At 64.7% G+C, this 20,505-nt stretch carries 17 protein-coding genes and 1 pseudogene; 11 read left to right on the forward strand and 7 right to left on the reverse strand.

The annotated features are described in order from the left end of the window. Nucleotides 1-85: 85 nt before the first annotated feature. Complete coding sequence (locus AC2T3R_RS15175; protein WP_486743865.1) at nt 86-1,666, forward strand: aldehyde dehydrogenase (NADP(+)); 1,581 nt, start codon at nt 86-88, stop codon at nt 1,664-1,666. Between the two features lie 169 nt (nt 1,667-1,835). On the opposite strand, the gene AC2T3R_RS15180 is transcribed toward AC2T3R_RS15175, so the two are convergent. Then, the gene (locus AC2T3R_RS15180; RefSeq protein WP_024087290.1) at nt 1,836-2,585 is read right to left on the reverse strand and encodes a FadR/GntR family transcriptional regulator; all 750 of its coding nucleotides are present in this window, start codon (nt 2,583-2,585) and stop codon (nt 1,836-1,838) included. A gap of 194 nt (nt 2,586-2,779) precedes the next feature. On the opposite strand from AC2T3R_RS15180, the gene AC2T3R_RS15185 reads away from it, so the two are divergent. From AC2T3R_RS15185 to AC2T3R_RS15195, 3 genes are all read left to right on the forward strand, one after another. Continuing rightward, entirely contained in the window at nt 2,780-3,430 is a 651-nt protein-coding gene (locus AC2T3R_RS15185; RefSeq protein ID WP_486743866.1) for a DUF998 domain-containing protein, read from the forward strand. A 74-nt stretch (nt 3,431-3,504) separates the two neighbouring features. After that, complete coding sequence (locus AC2T3R_RS15190; RefSeq protein WP_023660807.1) at nt 3,505-3,834, forward strand: hypothetical protein; 330 nt, start codon at nt 3,505-3,507, stop codon at nt 3,832-3,834. A 133-nt stretch (nt 3,835-3,967) separates the two neighbouring features. Further along, entirely contained in the window at nt 3,968-4,876 is a 909-nt protein-coding gene (locus AC2T3R_RS15195; protein ID WP_486743867.1) for a LysR family transcriptional regulator, read from the forward strand. Here AC2T3R_RS15195 and AC2T3R_RS15200 read toward each other — a convergent pair whose 3' ends face one another. Continuing rightward, nucleotides 4,877-5,395, reverse strand: coding sequence for a DMT family transporter (locus AC2T3R_RS15200; protein WP_100413470.1), 519 nt, complete (start codon nt 5,393-5,395; stop codon nt 4,877-4,879). It abuts the gene before it with no gap. Nucleotides 5,396-5,599: 204 nt separating this feature from the next. Between AC2T3R_RS15200 and AC2T3R_RS15205 the strand changes: the two genes are divergently transcribed. Next, nucleotides 5,600-6,364 carry a hypothetical protein gene (locus AC2T3R_RS15205; protein WP_100413469.1) on the forward strand — a complete coding sequence of 255 codons (765 nt, stop codon included), beginning with the start codon at nt 5,600-5,602 and terminating at the stop codon, nt 6,362-6,364. A gap of 4 nt (nt 6,365-6,368) precedes the next feature. Here AC2T3R_RS15205 and AC2T3R_RS15210 read toward each other — a convergent pair whose 3' ends face one another. Beyond that, the gene (locus AC2T3R_RS15210; protein WP_013973000.1) at nt 6,369-6,950 is read right to left on the reverse strand and encodes a hypothetical protein; all 582 of its coding nucleotides are present in this window, start codon (nt 6,948-6,950) and stop codon (nt 6,369-6,371) included. A gap of 228 nt (nt 6,951-7,178) precedes the next feature. On the opposite strand from AC2T3R_RS15210, the gene AC2T3R_RS15215 reads away from it, so the two are divergent. After that, nucleotides 7,179-9,308 (forward strand): TonB-dependent receptor, encoded by a 2,130-nt coding sequence (locus AC2T3R_RS15215; RefSeq protein ID WP_486743868.1) that lies wholly within the window; start codon nt 7,179-7,181, stop codon nt 9,306-9,308. A gap of 220 nt (nt 9,309-9,528) precedes the next feature. Beyond that, nucleotides 9,529-9,828: a hypothetical protein gene (locus tag AC2T3R_RS15220; RefSeq protein WP_003260568.1), complete on the forward strand. Its 300-nt coding sequence runs from the start codon at nt 9,529-9,531 to the stop codon at nt 9,826-9,828. A 17-nt stretch (nt 9,829-9,845) separates the two neighbouring features. Here AC2T3R_RS15220 and AC2T3R_RS15225 read toward each other — a convergent pair. Further along, nucleotides 9,846-10,645 (reverse strand): annotated as a pseudogene (locus AC2T3R_RS15225) (class I SAM-dependent methyltransferase). A 281-nt stretch (nt 10,646-10,926) separates the two neighbouring features. Beyond that, entirely contained in the window at nt 10,927-13,113 is a 2,187-nt protein-coding gene (locus AC2T3R_RS15230) for an OsmC domain/YcaO domain-containing protein (protein WP_486743869.1), read from the reverse strand. A 389-nt stretch (nt 13,114-13,502) separates the two neighbouring features. Between AC2T3R_RS15230 and AC2T3R_RS15235 the strand changes: the two genes are divergently transcribed. From AC2T3R_RS15235 to AC2T3R_RS15250, 4 genes are all read left to right on the forward strand, one after another. Then, on the forward strand, nt 13,503-13,958 hold the full coding sequence (locus tag AC2T3R_RS15235; protein ID WP_003259224.1) for a (2Fe-2S)-binding protein: 456 nt from the start codon (nt 13,503-13,505) through the stop codon (nt 13,956-13,958). Continuing rightward, nucleotides 13,958-16,207, forward strand: a complete 2,250-nt coding sequence (locus AC2T3R_RS15240; protein WP_486743870.1) for a xanthine dehydrogenase family protein molybdopterin-binding subunit — start codon at nt 13,958-13,960, stop codon at nt 16,205-16,207. The genes AC2T3R_RS15235 and AC2T3R_RS15240 overlap by 1 nt, the downstream gene beginning before the upstream one ends. A gap of 17 nt (nt 16,208-16,224) precedes the next feature. After that, the gene (locus tag AC2T3R_RS15245; protein ID WP_486743871.1) at nt 16,225-17,568 is read left to right on the forward strand and encodes a c-type cytochrome; all 1,344 of its coding nucleotides are present in this window, start codon (nt 16,225-16,227) and stop codon (nt 17,566-17,568) included. Between the two features lie 146 nt (nt 17,569-17,714). Further along, nucleotides 17,715-18,734 carry an XdhC family protein gene (locus tag AC2T3R_RS15250; protein WP_410953626.1) on the forward strand — a complete coding sequence of 340 codons (1,020 nt, stop codon included), beginning with the start codon at nt 17,715-17,717 and terminating at the stop codon, nt 18,732-18,734. A gap of 129 nt (nt 18,735-18,863) precedes the next feature. On the opposite strand, the gene AC2T3R_RS15255 is transcribed toward AC2T3R_RS15250, so the two are convergent. Both AC2T3R_RS15255 and AC2T3R_RS15260 read right to left on the reverse strand, forming a co-directional pair. After that, nucleotides 18,864-19,652 (reverse strand): substrate-binding periplasmic protein, encoded by a 789-nt coding sequence (locus AC2T3R_RS15255; RefSeq protein WP_024087296.1) that lies wholly within the window; start codon nt 19,650-19,652, stop codon nt 18,864-18,866. Nucleotides 19,653-19,818: 166 nt separating this feature from the next. Then, nucleotides 19,819-20,460: a LysE family translocator gene (locus tag AC2T3R_RS15260; protein ID WP_015270713.1), complete on the reverse strand. Its 642-nt coding sequence runs from the start codon at nt 20,458-20,460 to the stop codon at nt 19,819-19,821. Nucleotides 20,461-20,505 lie beyond the last annotated feature (45 nt).

A 20,505-nucleotide genomic window follows, 5' to 3' on the forward strand; every position in this document is an offset into this window, starting at 1 on the left:
GCTGCGCCGGTGTTCGCGGGCTCGCCCGCTCCCACAGGTCATGCGACAACCTGCCAGATTTTCTCTCAACCTACAGGAGCACCCCATGCCTGAAATCCTCGGCCACAACTTCATCGCCGGCCAGCGCAGCGCCGCTGGCCCGCAGCGCCTGCAGAGCCTGGACGCCAGCACCGGCGAGGCCCTGCCCTACAGCTTCGCCCAGGCCACCGAAAGCGAAGTGGACCAGGCCGCCAAGGCCGCGGCCGCCGCTTTCGCCGAATTCCGCCAGCTGGCCCCGGCGCGGCGCGCCGAATTCCTTGACGCCATCGCCGCCGAGCTGGACGAACTGGACGACACCTTCGTCGCCATCGTCTGCCGTGAAACCGCCCTGCCCCCCGCCCGTATCCAGGGCGAGCGCGGCCGCACCAGCGGCCAGATGCGCCTGTTCGCCCAAGTGCTGCGCCGTGGTGACTTCCTCGGTGCACGCATCGACCTGGCCCTGCCCGAGCGTCAGCCCCTGCCACGCGTGGACCTGCGCCAGATGCGCATCGGCGTCGGCCCGGTCGCCGTGTTCGGCGCCAGCAACTTCCCGTTGGCCTTCTCCACCGCCGGTGGCGATACCGCTGCGGCCCTGGCCGCCGGTTGCCCGGTGGTGTTCAAGGCCCACAGCGGCCACATGGCCACCGCCGACCTGGTTGGCAGTGCCATCCAGCGCGCCGCCGAGCGCACCGGCATGCCCAAGGGCGTGTTCAACATGGTGTTCGGTGGCGGCGTCGGCGAGTGGCTGGTCAAGCACCCGGCCATCCAGGCGGTCGGCTTCACCGGCTCGCTGAAAGGCGGTGACGCCCTGTGCCGCATGGCCGCCGAGCGCCCGCAGCCGATCCCGGTGTTCGCCGAGATGTCCAGCATCAACCCGGTCATCATCCTGCCGGGCGCCCTGGCCAAGCGTGGCGAAGCCATCGCCCGAGAACTGGCCGGTTCGGTGTGCCTGGGCGCAGGCCAGTTCTGCACCAACCCGGGCCTGGTGATCGGCCTGCAGTCGCCGCAGTACAGCCAACTGCTGGCCGAGCTTGGCCAGCACCTGAGCCAGCAGGCCGGCCAGACCATGCTCAACGCAGGTGGCCTGCGCAGCTACGTCGGTGGCCTGGAGCACCTTCACGCCCATGCCGGTATCGAGCACCTGGCCGGCCAGGCGCAGGCAGGCAGCCAGGCGCGCGCCCAGCTGTTCAAGGCCGATGCCCGCCTGTTGGTGGAGTCTGACCCGCTGCTGCAGGAAGAAGTGTTCGGCCCGACCACTGTTGCCGTGGAAGTGCAGGACAACGATCAGTTGCGCGCCGCCCTGCTCGGCCTGCGCGGCCAGCTGACCGCGACCCTGATTGGCGAGCCGGAAGACCTGCAGGCCTTCGCCTGGCTGGTACCGCTGCTGGAAGAGAAGGTCGGGCGGATCCTGGTCAACGGCTACCCGACCGGTGTCGAGGTGTGTGATGCGATGGTGCACGGCGGGCCTTACCCGGCCACATCGGATGCGCGCGGCACGTCGGTCGGCACCCTGGCCATCGACCGCTTCCTGCGCCCGGTGTGCTACCAGAACTACCCGCAGGCACTGTTGCCTGAGGCACTGCGCGACGGCAACCCGCTTGGGCTGCGCCGGCTGGTGAATGGCCAGTGGAGTGAGGGCGCGATCTGATCGCCCCTTGAAACCAGAAAGCCCCGCGCATGGCGGGGCTTCTATTTTGGCTGTACCGGCCTCTTCGCGGGCACGCCCGCTCCCACAAGTATCGCTGCACCCTCAAGATAAGGTGATCCCTGTGGGAGCGGGCGCGCCCGCGAAGAGGCCGGCACAAGCGACGAAGGCCTCAGGCCCCCTGCGCCTCGGCCTCTTCATGCGCCTGGCGCAAGCGCTCGCGGCTGTTGCTCAGGTGCATGCGCATGGCCATCTTCGCCCCTTCGCTATCACGCCGGGCGATGGCTTCGTAGATCGCCTCGTGCTCATGCATCAGCCGGCTCATGTAGTGCGCCTGGTCATCATGGGCCAGCCGCGCCGAGTTCAACCGGGTACGCGGGATGATGCTGGTGCCCAGGTGGTTGATGATGTCGGCGAAGTAGTGGTTGCCGCTGGCCTGGGCAATGCGCAGGTGGAACTGGAAATCCGCCGACACCGCATCCGTGGCGTGAGCAGCCCCTTCGTTGAGTTCGTCCAGCGCCGCACGCATGCCGGTCAGCTCTTCATCGCTGCGCCGCTGCGCCGCCAGGCCCGCCGATTCGATCTCCAGGGCAATGCGCAACTCCAGCACCGCCAACACTTCGCGCAGGGTGACCACGGTCGCCGGGTCGATACGGAAACCACCCGTGGCTGGCGCGTCCAGCACGAAGGTGCCGATGCCGTGGCGAGTCTCGACCTGCCCGGCAGCCTGCAGCCGCGAGATCGCTTCACGCACCACCGTGCGGCTGACACCCTCTTCGGCCATGATCTGCGATTCGGTCGGCAGCTTGTCGCCGCGCTTGAGCTGGCCGCTGCGAATGCGCTCGGTCAGCACCGTGACCAGTTCCTGGGCCAGACTGCGCGGCTTGCGCCGGGTCTTTGCCTGTACCTGCTGCTCTGTCATTGCCCTGTATTTCACCTTGAAAGACAGCGCTCATCATAGCGCAAGCAGTTGTACGATCACATACACGCAGTGCGGTATTTCTCGGCGTCCGTAGGCGACACGCAGCCCTGAACGAAACACTGGAATGCTGGCGCCTCGCAGTTGCAAGGCTGTACTGTGCGGTTTCACGCTCATCCATGGAAGGAAAACACCGCATGAAACCCCTCGACCGCCTGTTGCTCGCCAGCGGCCTGTTGATCCCCTTCTGGCTGCTCGCAGGCGTATGGTTCACCGCCTTGGCCTACCCCGGCTACGATCACCTGCAACAGGCCATGAGCCAGCTCGGCGCCGTTGGTTCGCCGACCCAGAACTGGTCGCCGTTGGTCAACAACTTCCCCCTTGCCATGCTGTTCACCCTGTTTGCCTGGGGCCTGGCGCGGCGCTGGCGTGGTTCGAAGCTGGCATTGCTGAGTGCGGCGCTGGTGCTGTTGCATGGTCTGGGCAGCCTGGGTACCGGCTGGTTTCCCTGCGACCAAGGTTGCGCTCCGGCGCAGCCTTCCCCTTCACAGCAGCTACACAACCTGTTCGGCTTGCTGATGTTCCTTTCGCTGACCCTTGCAAGCGCACTGTGGGCCTGGTTGGGCAATCGCGTTGCCGGCTCCAGGGCACTGGGGCTGTTTTCCCTGGCTTGCGTGGTGCTGGCGATCGTGACCGTCGTACTCATGGGCAAGGCAGCGCAAAGCGGCCAATGGTTCGGCCTGTACCAGCGCCTGAACTACGGCGTATCGGTGATCTGGGTCGCCAGCCTGGCCTGGACCAGCCTGCGCACACACCGCGCCAGCCCGTTGCGGATGACAACAACCTGACGGCAATTTGCTGGCCCCCGGTAGCTGCTTGTGAAGGCAAACTTCGTTTTCCTTCAGATGCTTAGGACAGCAACATGCGAGTACTTCTAGCAACGATGGCCGGCTGCCTGCTAGCCACGCTCGCTTTCGGCGCCCAGGCACGGGCGCTGAGCCAGAACGATCGCCACACTTGCGGCTGGGGCGCGCAGATAGCCGCCGAGGCGCAGCAGGCCAAGCTTTCCGGGGTAACCCTGTATGCCACGCGCAAGAAGCTGCAGGCGCGCAAATTCCCCAAACCGTGGATGCGCATGACCGCCTTCGGCATTACCGAACAGACCTACAACAGCCGCTCGCGGCTAAAGCCTGCAGCGATCAAGCAGACCTATTACGAGCAGTGCGTGCAACATGCGGTAGCAAGGCGATAAAGCTCTGGCTCTTTGGGCTGCGCTGTCGCGCAGAAAACAAATATCGCTCGTTTGAAGCGTCCTCTGCAGGAGCAGCCTTGGGCATTTGTTAAACTGATGAAAACTGTCGGACGCAACCAAGACCATTCGCAACATGGATGAACTACGCAAGATCGACCTCAACCTGCTGCTCGCCCTGCACGCCCTGCTGAGCGAAAAGCACGTCACCCGCGCCGCCTTGCGCCTGCACCGCAGCCAACCGGCGGTAAGCCACGCCCTGGCGCAGTTGCGCAAGCACTTCGACGATCCCTTGCTGGTGCGCCAGAACGGCCGCATGACCTTGACCCCCCGCGCCCAATCGCTGGCCAAACCGCTGCACGACGCCCTGGGCAACCTCAACGGCCTGCTGGCCGCCCCACAGTTCGAACCGGCCAAGGCCCAGCGTCGCTTCAGGCTCTCGCTGTCCGACTATTCCTCGCGGATCATCCTGCCACCCCTGCTGCGCCACCTGCGCCAGGTCGCGCCCGGGGTGGACCTGGCCATCAGCCAGGCCAGCCGCGAAACCATGCTGGCCCAGTTGCTCGATGGTGAACTGGACCTGGCCCTGGGCATCTTCCCGGACCTGCCCCAGGCCATCACGGCGCAGCCGCTGTTCACCGACAGCTTCATCAGCGTTGCCGACCGCCAGGTGCTACCGGCCAGCGGCGGCCTGGCCCTGGACGACTGGCTGGCCCGTCCGCATGTGCTGATGGCCATGCACCCGGATGCCTTCGATGAAATCGAACGCGCCCTGGCCGCGCAAGGCCTGCGTCGGCGGATTGCCCTGGCCTTGCCGCACTGGAGTGCGGCGGTCGAGGTGCTGGCCGGCACCGACCTGATCCTCACCGTGGCCAGCCGCGCGGTGGGCTCGCTGCACCAGCACAAGACATTGCGCCAGTTCGAGCCGCCACTGGCGATTCCTTCGTTCGATTACCAGCAAGCCTGGCATAGCCGCAAGGACGACGACCCCGGGCATCGCTGGCTGCGGGAAACCGTGTGGGCGTGCAGCCAGCCGGGGCGCTGATCAGCCTTCCGACTGTTTCTCCACGGCAGGGGCATTGGCCGGCGAGCCTGCTCCCCAGGTGCCCTGCACCAGCAGAACGCCGCAGAGGATCAGCACCACACCCGCCAACCTGGCCAGACTGAGCGGCTTGCCTCCCAACCCCATCACCCCAAAGTGGTCTGCGACCACCGCCGTGATGATCTGCCCCGCCACCACCAGCACCAGGAACCCCGCTGCCCCAAGCCGGGGGGTGAGCGCAGCAGCACCGGCCACGTACAGCGCCCCCAGCACACCACCAACCCACAGCCACCAGGGCCCCTGCAAGGCCTTGCTCATGTCCGGCGCCGGTACCCTGAGGATCAGCAGCGCGAAAATCACTACCAGCGAACTTACCGTCAATGACGTGAACGCGCCCCATAACCAATGCCCCAGAGCCCGGCCGACGGCGGCATTACTCGCAGCCTGGAACGGCAGCACGGCACCGGCAAGCAACGCCAGGGCAAAGGGAAGCACCAGAAGGCACAAGGTCTTGCTGAACATGGCAGTCCTCATTCGTGACAGATGTTCAGGCGATGATCGGAAAATTCCCTTCATCCATGGAAATCGAAAGTGTGCACTCATGCTATTCGTTGCATGGATACCAGCCGATTGGGCTAGGATGCTGCCCAGCCTCGGCGCCCAAGGCTCGAACCGGCGGACTCACGGCTGAGGCCAGACCAAACCGTATGTGATGGAGCACATTCGATGACAGATGAACGTACAACCCTGATCGACCATGGGCAGTTGCCCACCCGCAACCTGGCCGAATGTCTGGCAGTGGATCAAAGGACCTTGGTCAGTGCACTGGCAGGCCAGTTGCCCGACACGCTGATCGAACAGCTGGCTACCTGCGCCGAAGAAACCTGCTCGCAGGGCCTGTCAAAAAAAATTACGGGGATCGGCCTTGCCCTTGGGCAGTGGCTGGAACCCGCACCTGCGCACCAGCGCCAGCAGGTGTTGGAGCAGTGCAGCGCGCACAGCTCCGATACGGTGCGCAGCTGGGCGGCCTTCGCCCAGGCGCACCTGTCGCGCACGGTCGATCTCGAAGCCGCATTGCTGGCCCAGCTGCGTTTTGCTCGCGATGAACATTTTGGTGTGCGCGAATGGGCCTGGATGGCCCTGCGCCCGCGCCTGGCTCAAGCGCTGGATGATGCCCTGGCCCTGCTTGCCCGGCATGCCGGCGACAGCAACCCACTGGTACGACGCTTCTGTATCGAGGTGCTGCGCCCACGTGGCGTGTGGTGCGAGCACATCGCCGCACTCAAGCAAGCGCCCGAAGTGGCCGAGCCACTGTTGGTGCCGCGCCTGGCTGAAGCAGACAAGTATGCCCAGGACTCGGTTGCCAATTGGCTCAACGATGCCAGCAAGACTCGGCCCGATTGGGTGATGCAGCTGTTCGAACGACATCCGCCGTCATGCAAGGCATCACGGCGGATCCATACGCGGGCAACCCGTAGCCTGCCCCAATGAATGGTCAGCGCGAGGTTTCGACGCGCAGCACTTCGGTGTAGATCGCGTCGACCGTCTGGCCGACCTTGAGGTTCTTCATGCGTGCCTGCAGGTCAGGGTTCTCGACCTTGACCACCTGCAGCTTGCCCTCCGGCGGCAACAGGCTCACTTCATGCGTCTTGAGGTCGATCTTCTTGATCTGCGAGGTCACCCTGACCTGGCGGAACGCCTCGCCGCCCGGGTTGGGGTTGTCTGCCGTGGCGCGAATGGTACCGGACTCTTCAGTCGCCTTCGGTGCACCGCCCACCTCCGGGTTGAGCACATAGGCCACCGCACGGGTCACGTAGATGTCGACTTGGTCACCCACCTTGAGGTTGGGCAGCGCCTTGGCCTTTTCAGTGAGCTGGAAGGTCACATCCTTCTTGGCGTCAGGGCCTTTCACCGTGACCTGTCGGTTAGCCAGGTCGATGGCCGTGACCTGCGTGGTGACGTGGCTTTCCAGCGCCTCGCTACCAATGGGAATACCGGCAGCCTGCACCGTGAAGCTGAAGGCAGACGCCAGGGTGGCAACGGCAATGGCACGAGCGAGAGAGCGAATTGGATTCATAGGCCTGCTTCCATGTAATCGAGACCGGGTAGGGACGTGAAATCATCACGCGCCAACAAGCATAGCCCTTGCCTGACACATTGCCGGCCCTTCCCCCTCACGACGCGTTTTGTCGCTTTTTCTGCCAGCTGCATTCTTGCAATAGCAAATACGAACTCTTTACACTTGCTTTACATTTGCAAATCATTACTATTCGTGACCTTCAAATACAACAAAGAGTCACCTGTAATGGCAAAAAAGTCTGTTGTCCCAGCATCCATTTCCGTGCTGGGTATTCTGGTTGTACCTGCTGTTCACGCGGTCCAATCTGAATCGCAGGGTTCCCTCGCCTTGCCCGCCACTGCGGTCACCAGCGCCTACGAGCAGCAAAGCTACAAGGCCAGCGAAAGCCGCAGCGCCATGAAGATCGACGCCCCGCTGCGCGACATCCCGCAAACCGTCAACGTCGTGCCCGAAAGCGTGATCAAGGACCAGGGTGCGCAGTCTATGGAAGACGTGCTGAAGAACGTGCCCGGCGTCGGCCTGTCCAACGGCGACGGCCAGCGTGACCAGGTGACCATTCGCGGCTTCAGCGCCATTGGCGACATGTACATCGACGGCGTGCGCGACGACGCGCTGTACTTCCGCGACCTGTCCAACATCGAGCGGGTCGAGGTGATCAAGGGCCCTGCCGCCGTGCTGTATGGCCGCGGCTCTTCGGGCGGCCTGATCAACAGCATCAGCAAGAAGCCGAGCTTCACGCCCAAGCGCGAAGTCGGCATGAGCTTCGACAGCGAAGGCAAGCGCCGCACCCAGTTCGACACCGGCTGGGCCGACCCGCAAAGCAACCAGGCCTATCGCGTGACCGGCGCCTTCGAAGACAGCGACACCTTCCGCGACGATGGCTACATCGACCGCAAGGCCATCGCGCCGTCGGCCTACTTCCGCCTCTCCGACGACCTGGAACTGAACCTGGGCGCCACCTACCTGTACGACAAGCGCCTGATCGACTTCGGCATCCCGGCGCTGGGCAACCGCCCGGTAGATGTGGACCGCGACAAGCGCTTCGGCTCCGGCGATGCCGACCAGGACTACGCCCGCAGCGAAGTGTTCTCGCTGACTGCAAGCCTGGACTACCGCATCAACGACGACTTCACCCTGACCAACACCAGCCGGTACTACCGCTACGACCTGGACCGCAACAACACCTTGGCCGACAGCAGCCCGACGCGCTTCGTCACCGCGCCTGACGGCGAACTGCTGGTCAAGCTCAACCGTGGCAACGTCGCCCGCGACGAGTACGGCATGTTCAACCAGACCGAACTCAAGCAACAGGCGCAGCTTGCCGGCATGCAGCACAACCTGCTGTATGGCGTTGAAGTGGGCTTCCAGGACAAGCACCAGCGGGTGCTGAGCCAGAACAACGTGGCCCAGGTGCCGGTGTACCGCGACGCCCTGGTGCCGGTGCCGGAGCACGCCGCCAACCTGTCGTCCAAGGGCACCAACTTCCAGCAGACCGCCGGCCTGTATGTGCAGGACATGATCGAGCTGAACGAGCACTGGAAGGCCCTGGTCGGTGTGCGTTATGACATCTTCGGCCAGGAGTACGACGACGACCGCGCGCAGAACGTCGACCTCGACCGTACCGACAAGACCTGGAGCCCACGTGCCGGCCTGGTGTACCAGCCGGATAACATCCAGTCCTACTATGTGTCGGTCAGCCGCAGTTACCAGCCTTCGGGCGAAGTGTTCGCGGTCAGCCCGACCAACCAGCATCTGGAGCCGGAAGAAACCACCAACTACGAAATCGGCGCCAAGTGGGACCTGCTCGACAGCCGCCTGTCGGTGACCGCAGCGGTATTCCGCCTCGAGCGCACCAACATGAAGACCGCCGACCCGGCCAACCCCAACCTGACTGTGCTGGCCGGCGAACAGCGCACCGACGGTTTCGAAGCCACCGTCAGCGGGCAGCTCACGGACAAGTGGCAGATCTACGCCGGCTACGCCTACCTGGATGCCGAGATGACCAAGTCCAACAGCAAGACCAATGGCGTGGCCAACGAAGGCCAGACCCCTACGCTGACGCCGCGTAACAGCGCCAACGTCTGGCTGGTGCGCACGCTGACCCCGGAATGGCGCGTGGCCGCCGGCGCCAACTACGTCGACGAGCGCTACACCGCACTCGACAACGTGGTGGTGATGCCGGGCTACACCACCTTCGACGCCGCGCTGCTGTACAGCGTGCCGCAGTGGGATGCCGCGCTGCGCCTCAAGAACGTGTTCGACCGCGACTACTATGCCTCCGCGCACGGTTCGGTTGACCTGATCACCCCGGGTGCACCGCGTACGCTGGAAGCCAGCTTCAACTACCGGTTCTGATCGTTGCCCCAGGCGCAAGGCCTTGCCATGGTGCGAGGCCTTGCGCTGCTTCTGATACAACGCAAGCGTTCACCGCTTCGCTTGAATGCAATATCCTGTGCAGTGTATGGCACCGGCCTTGCCAGTGTTCGCGGCGCTTCGACGCCTCGGTAAACCCACTCCCACAGGGGCAGCACCTTGCTTGCGATCGCAGAGTCCTGCACCTCGGTAAGGAGAGCATATGAGCAGTAAACCGATTCGCCCCTCCACGTCCTGGGCGCTGACCACCCTGCTCGCCTTCAGCCTGGCACTCACCGCCGGCTGCTCCAGCAAAGCCAGCAAGGCCAGGTACGCAACGCCCGCAACGGGCTCCAACTGCTTCGCCAAGGCCGTCCCCACCACCGGCGAAGGCGGCCTCGCGTGGGGCAATACGCTGAGCATTGCCCGGCAGAAATCGCTGAACAACTGCGTGCGTTATGCAAGCCGGTCAGGAGGCACACCGAAAACTTGCCAGGTGGTGATGGCCAAGTGCAAGAACTGAGCGCTTGGCCCGTGGGCTCAACCTCGAATGATCACCACTTCAAGGTACTCACTCGGCACCACCAACGACGACGAGCCGCCCACATTGCTTTCGTTCAGCAACTGGGTCAGATCCCGCTCCAGCGCCCCGGCCGCTTCCGGCTCCAGCGAGGCAAACGCTTTGTGCACCGGCCCGTACCAGGTGCGGAACACCTCGATGAAATGCGCCGCCGAGCGATAGCGGAAGTTGAAGTGCTGGCGGCTGACCTTCAATTCGCCCAGCGCCCCCTCGAACATCACGCGCAACTGTTCTTCATCACCCCAGCGTGAAGGCGGCAGAGCCCCGGCTGGTGGCGGTACATGCCGCCCGAGGGTCTTGAACATCTGCCCGACGAACCCTTGCGGGGTCCAGTTGGCCAGACCGATCCGGCCACCGGGCCGGCACACCCGGCTCAGTTCGCGTGCGGCCTGGGCCTGGTCGGGCGCGAACATCACGCCGAAAGTGGACAGCACTGCATCGAAGGTGCCATCGGCAAACGGCAGCGCTTCGGCATCGGCGACCTGGAACACCACATTGAGGTGCTCGGCCCGCGCGCGTTCTTCACCGCGCTTGAGCAGGTCGGGCACATAGTCGGTGGAGGTGACACGGCAGCAGCCAGGGTGGCATTGCCGTTGCCGGCGGCGACATCCAGCACCTGCTCGTCCCAGCGCAGGTCACAGGCTTCGGCCAGGCGCTCGCCAACCAGTTGCAGGGTAGTGCCGATTACCGCGTAGTCGCCACTGGCCCACGCGGCTTGCTGGCGGGCTTTGAGGGCATTGGTATCCAAAGGGGTGCTCATGGTCTGCGCCTTCTTGTTGTGCGCGGCCGAGGTCCTTCTGGCGGTCAACGCGCCATGGATCGAGAGGATGGGAGCAAAACGCTACGCGCCTGGCAGGCGAAGCGGCAAGACAGATTGGGGATAGCGAGTATTTGAAACCGATATATGAAGGCGATCGACGTCGCTGTAGGAGCGGCCTTGTGTCGCGATGGGCCGCAAAGCGGCCCCCGTTTTGGCATTGAAGCTGATATTGCCGGGGCCGCTTTGCGGCCCATCGCGACACAAGGCCGCTCCTACAGGAGTCAGGCGAAGTTGGCCCGGGCCGCGTGCAGCTTCTTGTAGCTTTCGATCAGGCGCAGGTGGCGATCGAGGCCTTCGAGCTTCATGCTGGTCGGGGTCAGGCCATGGAAGCGCACGCTGCCGTCCACCGAACCCAGCACCGCGTCCATGCGCGGGTTACCGAACATGCGGCGGAAGTTGGCTTCGTAGTCGTCCATTTCCAGTTCATCGTCCAGCAGCACTTCCAGCACCACGTTCAGCGCCTGGTAGAACAGGCCGCGCTCGACGGTGTTGTCGTTGAACTGCAGGAACGCCTCGACCAGTTCCTTGGCGTCCTCGAAGCGCTGTACCGCCAGGCAGATCAGCAGCTTCAACTCGAGAATGGTCAGCTGGCCCCACACCGTGTTCTCGTCGAACTCCACGCCGATCAGCGTGGTGATGGTGGTGTAGTCATCCACATCGCAGTTGTCCAGGCGCTTGAGCAGCAGCTTGAGGGAACGGTTGTCCAGGCTGTGCAGGTTGAGGATGTCGGCGCGGAACGACAGGGCGCGGTTGGTGTTGTCCCAGATCAGGTCCTCGACCGGGTAGATCTCCGAGTAACCCGGCACCAGGATGCGGCAGGCGGTGGCGCCAAGGTTGTCGTACACCGCCATGTACACTTCCTTGCCAAGGTCCTCGAGGATGCCGAACAGGGTGGCGGCTTCCTGCACGTTGGAATCCTCGCCGTGGCCGGAGAAGTCCCACTCGACGAACTCGAAGTCGGCCTTGGCACTGAAGAAGCGCCACGACACCACGCCACTGGAGTCGATGAAGTGCTCGACGAAGTTGTTCGGCTCGGTCAGCGCGTGGCTTTCGAAGGTCGGTTGCGGCAGATCATTCAAGCCTTCGAAGCTGCGGCCCTGCAGCAGTTCGGTGAGGCTGCGCTCCAGCGCCACTTCCAGGCTCGGGTGGGCGCCGAACGAAGCAAACACGCCGCCGGTGCGCGGGTTCATCAAGGTCACGCACATCACCGGGAACTCGCCACCCAGCGACGCATCCTTGACCAGCACCGGGAAGCCCTGCTCTTCCAGGCCCTGGATGCCGGCGACGATGGCCGGGTACTTGGCCAGTACCTCCTGCGGCACATCCGGCAGGCACAGCTCGCCTTCGAGGATTTCGCGCTTCACGGCACGCTCGAAGATTTCCGACAGGCACTGCACCTGTGCCTCGGCCAGGGTGTTGCCGGCGCTCATGCCGTTGCTGAGGAACAGGTTCTCGATCAGGTTGGACGGGAAGTACACCACCTGCTGGTCGGACTGGCGCACGAACGGCAACGAGCAGATGCCGCGCGCGGTGTTGCCCGAGTTGGTGTCGTACAGGTGCGAGCCACGCAGCTCGCCGTCCGGGTTGTAGATTGCCAGGCAGTGCTCGTCGAGGATCTCGGCCGGCAGCGCATCGCGCGGGCCGGGTTTGAACCACTGCTCGTTCGGGTAGTGCACGAACGGCGCGTTGGCCAGGTCCTCGCCCCAGAACTGGTCGTTATAGAAGAAGTTGCAGTTCAGCCGCTCGATGAACTCACCCAGCGCCGAGGCCAGCGCAGCCTCCTTGGTCGCGCCCTTGCCGTTGGTGAAGCACATCGGCGACTGGGCGTCGCGCACATGCAGCGACCACACGTTAGGCACGATGTTGCGCCACGAGGCGATCTCGATCTTCATCCCCAGCCCGGCGAGGATGCCCGACATGTTGGCGATGGTCTGTTCCAGCGGCAGGTCCTTGCCGGGGATGTAGGTGCTGGTGTCCGCCACCGGCATCAGCAGGCCCTGGGCATCGGCATCGAGGTTGTCGACCACTTCGATCACGAACTCGGGGCCGGTCTGCACCACTTTCTTCACTGTGCAGCGGTCGATGGAGCGCAGGATGCCCTGGCGGTCCTTGTCGGAAATGTCCTCGGGCAGCTCGACCTGAATCTTGAAGACCTGGTTGTAGCGGTTTTCCGGGTCGACGATGTTGTTCTGCGACAGGCGAATGTTTTCGGTGGGAATGTCGCGGGTCTGGCAGTACAGCTTGACGAAGTAAGCCGCGCACAAGGCCGAAGACGCCAGGAAATAGTCGAACGGCCCCGGGGCCGAGCCATCACCCTTGTAGCGGATCGGTTGGTCGGCGATCACCGTGAAGTCGTCGAACTTGGCTTCGAGACGGAGATTGTCGAGAAAATTGACCTTGATTTCCATGCGGGATTACCGTGATTTAAACGTGCAAAACGAAATTGGCCGGCATTATCCGGGTTTTCGTTGCGGAAGTCCTCCTCACCTCCAAATGCGCTTTCTTGTAGGAGCGGCCTTGTGTCGCGATGGGCCGCAAAGCGGCCCCTTACAATACTGCATGCTGCCAAGACCCCGGGGCCGCTGCGCGCCCCATCGCGACACAAGGCCGCTCCTACAGGCGATAGCGCACATCGCCGCTTGCGCATTTCACCGAATTGCTTGCCTGATCCTCTGAACCTGCCCCCGTCAGCAGACCGGCGGTCACCCCGCTGTGCTAGCGTTTCTGCACTGGGGAGCACCGTATTCCCCGATCACAAGAAACCAAGCGACAGCAACCGTTGACGGGCAGGTGAACCATGGAACTACGCATCAACCAGAAGACCTACCAGGTCGAGGCAGACGCCGACACGCCCCTGCTATGGGTGATCCGCGATGACCTGGGGCTGACCGGCACCAAGTATGGCTGCGGCCTGGCCCAGTGCGGCGCCTGTTCGGTGTTGGTGGACGGCAACGTGGTGCGCGCCTGCGTCACCCCGGTGGCCGGCGTGGTCGGGCGCGAGGTGACCACCATCGAGGCGATCGAGGCCGATGCCGTCGGCAAACGGGTGGTCGCGGCCTGGGTCGAGCACCAGGTGGCCCAGTGCGGCTACTGCCAGTCCGGCCAGGTAATGGCCGCCACGGCGCTGCTCAAGCACACGCCCAAGCCCAGTGACGCACAGATCGAGGCAGCCATGGTCAACCTGTGCCGCTGCGGCACCTACAACGCCATCCATGCTGCCGTGCATGAGCTGGCCCAAGGGGAGAAGGCCTGATGAACACACCAGTCGATTCCCCCGCCGAACTGCTCAAGCTGCAACTGGGCGAAACCGTCAACCTGTCGCGTCGGCGCTTTCTTGCCGGCACGGCTGTCGGTGCCCTGGTGCTGGGTTTCGGCCTGCCCATGGGCTCGGCCCGCGTGCAGGCAGCTGCCGCAGCAACCCCGGAGCGCGGCACCCAGGTGCCGGCGTTTCTGGAGATCCGCCCGGACGGCAAAGTGCGCCTGCTCAGCCCGTTCATGGAAGGTGGCCAAGGCCCCTTCACCGCCATGGCGCAGATCGTTGGTGAAGAGCTGGACGTCGACCCGGCCAATTTCGTGGTCGACAGCGCGCCGCCCGGCGAAGCCTATGTAGTGATGGAAAACGGCATGCGCATCACCGGCGGCAGCATGTCGGTGCGCATGAGCTACCCGACCATGCGCCGCCTGGGAGCCCTCGCCCGGGCCATGCTGCTGCAGGCGGGTGCCGAGCAGCTGGGCGTGCCGGTCGAAGAACTCTCCACCACGCCGGGTCACGTGGTACATACCACGACTGGCCGCTCCATCCCCTACGGAGAACTGGCCGGGCGGGCCATGGACCTGCCGGTGCCGGACCCGGCCAGCGTCAAGCTGCGCGACCCCAGCCAGTTTCGCTGGATCGGCAAGCCGGTACGTCGCCTGGATGCCTACGACAAGTCCACCGGCAAGGCGGTGTACAGCATCGACATCAAGGTCGACGGCATGCTCCACGCTGCCGTGCAGCACGCGCCACGCCTGGGCATGACCGTCGGCAGCCTGCGCAACGAAGACCAGGTCAAGGCCATGAAGGGCGTGCATTCGGTGCATCAGCTGCCGGGCGCCGTGGCCGTGGTAGCCGAACGCTGGTGGCATGCCAAGCGCGCGGTCGAGGCCATCCAGGTTGACTGGAAGGAGCCTGCGGCCGACAGCCCGGTACGGCCGATGCCGGCCGACTTCTCCAGCGATGGCTGGCGCGAGCACCTGGCCACGGTCACGGGCCCGGCGCGCGACGACGAAAACCAGGGCGATGTGGCCGGCATGCTGGCCAATGCCAAAACCCGGGTCGAGGCAACCTACCATAACCAGTACCTCAACCACGCCCAGTTGGAGCCGCCGTCGGCACTGGCGCGCTTCAACCCGGACGGCACCCTGGAGGTGTGGCTGCCCAACCAGGCGCCGGACATGTTCCGTGACGACATTGCCAAGCGCACCGGCCTGGCCCCGGCACAGATCACCCTGCATTCGCCGTTGCTGGGCGGTTTCTTTGGCCGCCACTTCCTGTACGACTCGGCCAACCCCTACCCACAGGCCATTGCCTTGGCCAAGGCGGTCGGCCGGCCGGTGAAACTCATCTGGAGCCGCGAGGAAGAATTCCTCCGCGATGTGCTGCGCCCGGTCGCCGTGGTGAAGTTCCGTGCCGGGCTGGATGCCGACGGCCTGCCGGTGGCCCTCGAAGCCGTGAGCGCCACCGAAGGCCCGACTGAGGCCCTCGCAGGCAAGCAAGGCGAAAAGCTCGACCCGACCGCGCTCGAAGGCCTGTCGGGCAAGTCCTACGCCATCGCCAACAAGCGTATCGCGCAGATCTACGTGAAAGGCCCGGCCATGCTCGGCTACTGGCGCTCGGTGGGCAACTCGCTGAACGACTTCTTCTATGAGTCGTTCCTCGACGAACTGGCCGACAAAGGCGGCAAGGACCCGTTCGAACTGCGCCTGCACCTGCTGCGCGACAACCCGCGCCTGACCAACCTGCTGCAGGCCGTCGCCGAGCTTTCCGGCGGCTGGAAGCGCGGGCCGTTCACCGCCGAGGACGGCAGCAAGCGGGCGCGTGGCGTGGCCATGGCCTCGCCGTTCGGCTCGGAGGCAGCGGTCATTGCCGAGGTATCGATCGAGAACGGCCAGGTCAAAGTGCACGACATCTGGCAGGCCATTGACCCGGGCAGCATCGTCAACCCGGCGATCATCGAGCATCAGGTCAACGGCGCCGTCGCCCTGGGCCTGTCGCAGACACTGCTGGAAGAAGCGGTGTACGTGGATGGCAAGCCGCGCGCGCGCAACTACGACCTGTACCCGATCTTGCCGCCGTCGCGCATGGCCAGGGTGCATGTGCGCATTGTCGAAAGCGGGGCGAAGATGGGCGGCATCGGCGAGCCACCGTTGCCCGCGGTGGCACCGGCGGTAGCCAACGCAGTCGCGCAGCTGACCGGCCAGCGCGTGCGCAGCCTGCCATTGAGCCGCCATACCTTCAGCTGAGCACACAAGGACGCCCCATGACCCACCGTTTCGCAAGAACCGCTGGCTGGCTGGCGCTGCCGTGCCTGGTCGCGGCAGGCCTGCTGGCCTGGTACGTCACCCGTGAGCCCGCCTCGCCATTTGCCGGTACGCAAGCCACCGCTGCCGACCCGGCGCTGGTCAGCCGTGGCGAATACGTGGCCCGCCTCAGCGACTGCGTGGCCTGCCACAGCCTGGCGGACGGCAAACCGTTCGCCGGCGGGCTGGAAATGGCCACCCCGCTGGGGGCGATCCACGCCACCAACATCACCCCCGACCGCGACACCGGCATCGGTGGCTACAGCCTGGCTGACTTCGACCGTGCCGTGCGCCACGGCGTAGCCCCCGGTGGCCGACGGCTGTACCCGGCCATGCCCTACCCGTCCTACGCCAAGCTCAGCGATGACGATGTAAAGGCGCTGTATGCCTTTTTCATGCAAGGCGTGCAGCCGGTGCAACAGGCCAACCTGGCCAGCGACATTCCCTGGCCGCTGAACCTGCGTTGGCCCATCGCCTTGTGGAACGGCCTGTTCGCCGCCACCACGCCCTACACCAACCAGGCCGGGCAGGACGCCCAGTGGAACCGCGGCGCCTACATCGTCCAGGGCCCAGGCCACTGTGGCAGCTGCCATACGCCGCGTGGCCTGGCCTTCAACGAAAAGGCCCTGGATGACAGCGGCAAGCCGTTCCTCGCTGGTGCCCTGCTCGATGGCTGGTATGCACCGAGCCTGCGTGCCGACCCCAACACCGGGCTGGGGCGCTGGAGCGAAGCCGAGATCGCGCAGTTCCTCAAGACCGGGCGCAACCGGCATGCGGTGGTATTCGGCTCGATGACCGAGGCCTTCAACAACTCCACGCAGTTCATGAGTGACGACGACCTGGCCGCCATCGCCCGCTACCTGAAGTCGCTGCCCGGCGACCCGCAACGCGACGGTGCGCCGTGGCAATACCAGGCCGAAACGACGGCGGCGCGGCTCGACAGCCCTGGGGCGCATACCTATGTAACCCGCTGTGCGTCGTGCCACGGCCTGGACGGCAAGGGCCAGCCCGAATGGATGCCGCCTTTGGCCGGCGCTACTTCGGCACTGGCCAAGGAAGACGCCTCGGCGATCAACATCACCCTCAATGGTTCGCAGCGGGTGGTGACGGCCGGGTTGCCCGACGCCTATCGCATGCCGGCCTTCCGTAAGCAACTGAGTGACCAGGAAATTGCTGATGTGCTGGGTTTCGTGCGCAGTGCCTGGGGGAACAATGGTGGCGCGGTGAATGCGCAGGCGGTGGGCAAGTTGCGTGGGCATACCGACCCGGCCAGCAGTAGCCCGATCATTTTGCACATGCGCTGAAATGGGTAATGCCTGTACCGGCCTCTTCGCGGGCTTGCCCGCTCCTACAGGTATGGCGCTGCCCTCCAGGACTGTGGGGTCCCTGTGGGAGCGGGCAAGCCCGCGAAGAGGCCGGTACAGCCAACATCAGGTTTAATGGAGTCCCCATGGAAAGCATCGACCTGCTGGTCCTTCGCACCACCCGAGACTGGCTCGCCGCCGGCCACCGCACCCTGCTCGCCACGGTCGCCCGTACCTGGGGTTCCTCCCCCCGCCCGGTGGGCTCGATGATGGCCCTGCGCAGCGACGGCCGTGTGGTCGGCAGTGTCTCTGGTGGCTGCATCGAGGACGACCTCATTCACCGCTACACCAGTGCCTACTGCGGCCCCGGCATGCCCGGCGGCCTGCCCCAGGTGGTGCGCTATGGCGTCAGTGCCGACGAGGCCCACCGCTTCGGCCTGCCCTGTGGCGGCACCCTCGAACTGGTGCTGGAATTCGCCCCGTCGCTGCCACACCTCGAGCAACTGCTCGCCGGCCTCGACGGCGGCAACCTGGTACGGCGTGGGCTCGACCTGCGCAGCGGCAAAGCCAGCCTCAGCGCCACCACCACGCCCGAACTGTTCAGCTTCGATGGCCAGCACATGCTCAGCACCCTCGGCCCCGGCTACCGCCTGCTGTTGATCGGTGCCGGCGCGCTGGCCGAATACCTGGCGACCATGGCCCTGTTCAATGGCTTCAGCGTTTCACTGTGCGACCCGCGCCCCGAGTACACGGCAGGCTGGAACGTTGCCGGCGTCAACCACCTTGCCGGCATGCCGGACGACGTCGTCCGCGCCTTTGCCCCGGACCTGCGCAGCGCCATCGTCGCTGTCAGCCACGACCCCAAGCTGGACGACCTGGCACTGCTCGAAGCGCTGCACAGCCCGGCGTTCTATATCGGTGCCATCGGCTCACGGCGCAACAGCCAGCTGCGCCGCGAGCGCCTGATCGAACACTTTGGCGAAAGCGAAGCGTCGTTGCGGCGCCTGCACGGCCCTATCGGCATTTATATCGGTAGCAAGACCCCGGCCGAGATTGCCGTCAGCGTCATGGCCGAGATCCTCGCGGCGAAGAACGATGTCACCCTGCCCGGCGCAGTCAGCGTGACCCGGGCCAAGGAAGCCGAGCAACTGGCCCGGTCCCTGTAGGAGCGGCCTTGTGTCGCGATGGGGCGCGAAGCGGCCCCGGCGATATCTGCGGCGAAGCTGAAAACAGGGGCCGCTGCGCGCCCCATCGCGACACAAGGCCGCTCCTACAAGGGACCGCATACCAGGCTGCTATTGCCAACGCTCCAGGTTTTGCTGCACCAGTTGCTCCGGCAACGCCCCGGCAACGATCTTTTCCATCTCCCTTGTCAGTGCCTCACGCAGCTTCGGCTGATTGCAGGGCGAGTCATGCGAAAGCGCCAGGTACAGCCCTTCGCTGGATACCGGTGGTTCCAGCACCTGTAAATTGTCGGCAATCCCCAAGGTGCGTGCCAGCGCCAAGCCGGGATACTGCTCGTACACCACATAATCGCTGCGCTTGTGCATCAACTTCTCGAATGCCTGCCTGGCACCGGGTACCGCTTCGAGGGTGAGGTTGGTCCTGGCGTAGTCGTCGAACTGCTGGCCGTGGCTGTTGTTGACCAGCGTGCCGCCTTTGCGGCCCTTCAGGTCGGCCCATTGCTGGTAGGCAAAGGTATTGTCCTGGCGCACCCAGATAACACTTGGGGTATACAGGAATGCCGGGGTAATGAAGTCCATCTGCTGCTGACGGGTCTTGGTCAGGAAGTACCCGGCCATCAGGTCGATCCGGCCCGTGCGCACTTCTTCCTGGGCGCGCGACCACGGCCCGCCATAGACCACCTCGATTTCCAGCCCCAGTTGTTTGCCCAGGTACTTGAGCAGGTCGGCATTGGCACCGATCAGTTGCTGGGGGTTTTGCGGGTCGCGCCACAGGTAGGGGGGGTATTCCGGGTTGCCGGTGGCAGTCAGCCGCCGGCATTCCTCATGCGCTACCGCCGCCAGCGGCAGCAGCAGGCACGGCAACAGCAGCAAGGCGTGGCGAAAGCAGCGCTCGATCATCGACAACCCTCGGCACATGTGACATCTGCAGACCCGGAGCGGTGGCCAATGGTTGCCACGTCCTGTGGTCGACTGCAGCACCCATCTGTGCGTGCTGCAGACAGTCTGGACCATGTATGGCCATCAGGTTGGCCTTTTATCGGCCAGATGGAGCGCCCCTCGTACTTCAGGCCCCCTGCCGGCGCATCGCCAGGATTGCCGCGCCAAAACCGATAAAGGTGGTGCCCACCACCCGGCTCACCCAGCGCGACAGGGACGGCCGGGTCAGCACGCCCTTGGCCCGCGCCGCCAGTGCGGCATACAGGCTCAGCGAAACCAGCGACAACGCTACGAATATCCCGGTCAGGATCAGGAACTGCGGCAACAGCGCCGCCCCTTGGTCGATGAACTGCGGGAACAGCGCGGTGAAGAACATGGTCGCCTTGGGGTTGGTCACTGCCGTGAGGAAGGCCGACTTGTATAGCTTCAGCGGCGTGGGCCGAACCTTGGCCACACCCTCTGCGTCGCCCTGCGCCAGCATCGGGCTCTTTTTCAGCAATTGCCGCGCGCCCAAATAGAACAGGTAGCCCGCCCCCAGGATCTTCACGGCGTTGAACAGCATTTCGGAACTGGCCAGCAGCGCGCCCAGCCCCAGCATGGCGGCTGCCGACAGGCAGAACAGGCCCGAGCCATTGCCCAGCGACGACCAGATCGCGCTGCGCTGGCCATGGGCAAGGCTGTTGTTGATGGCCATCAGGGTGGCAGGGCCGGGGCTGGCGATCGCGATGGCAGCGACCAGGGTAAAGGCAAACAGCGAGTGAGAATCCATTTTCAGGCTCATCAGACAATCAGGAAAAATTGCGCACAGGGTGCG

This window comes from Pseudomonas sp. PVC-5-1 (assembly GCF_057444345.1).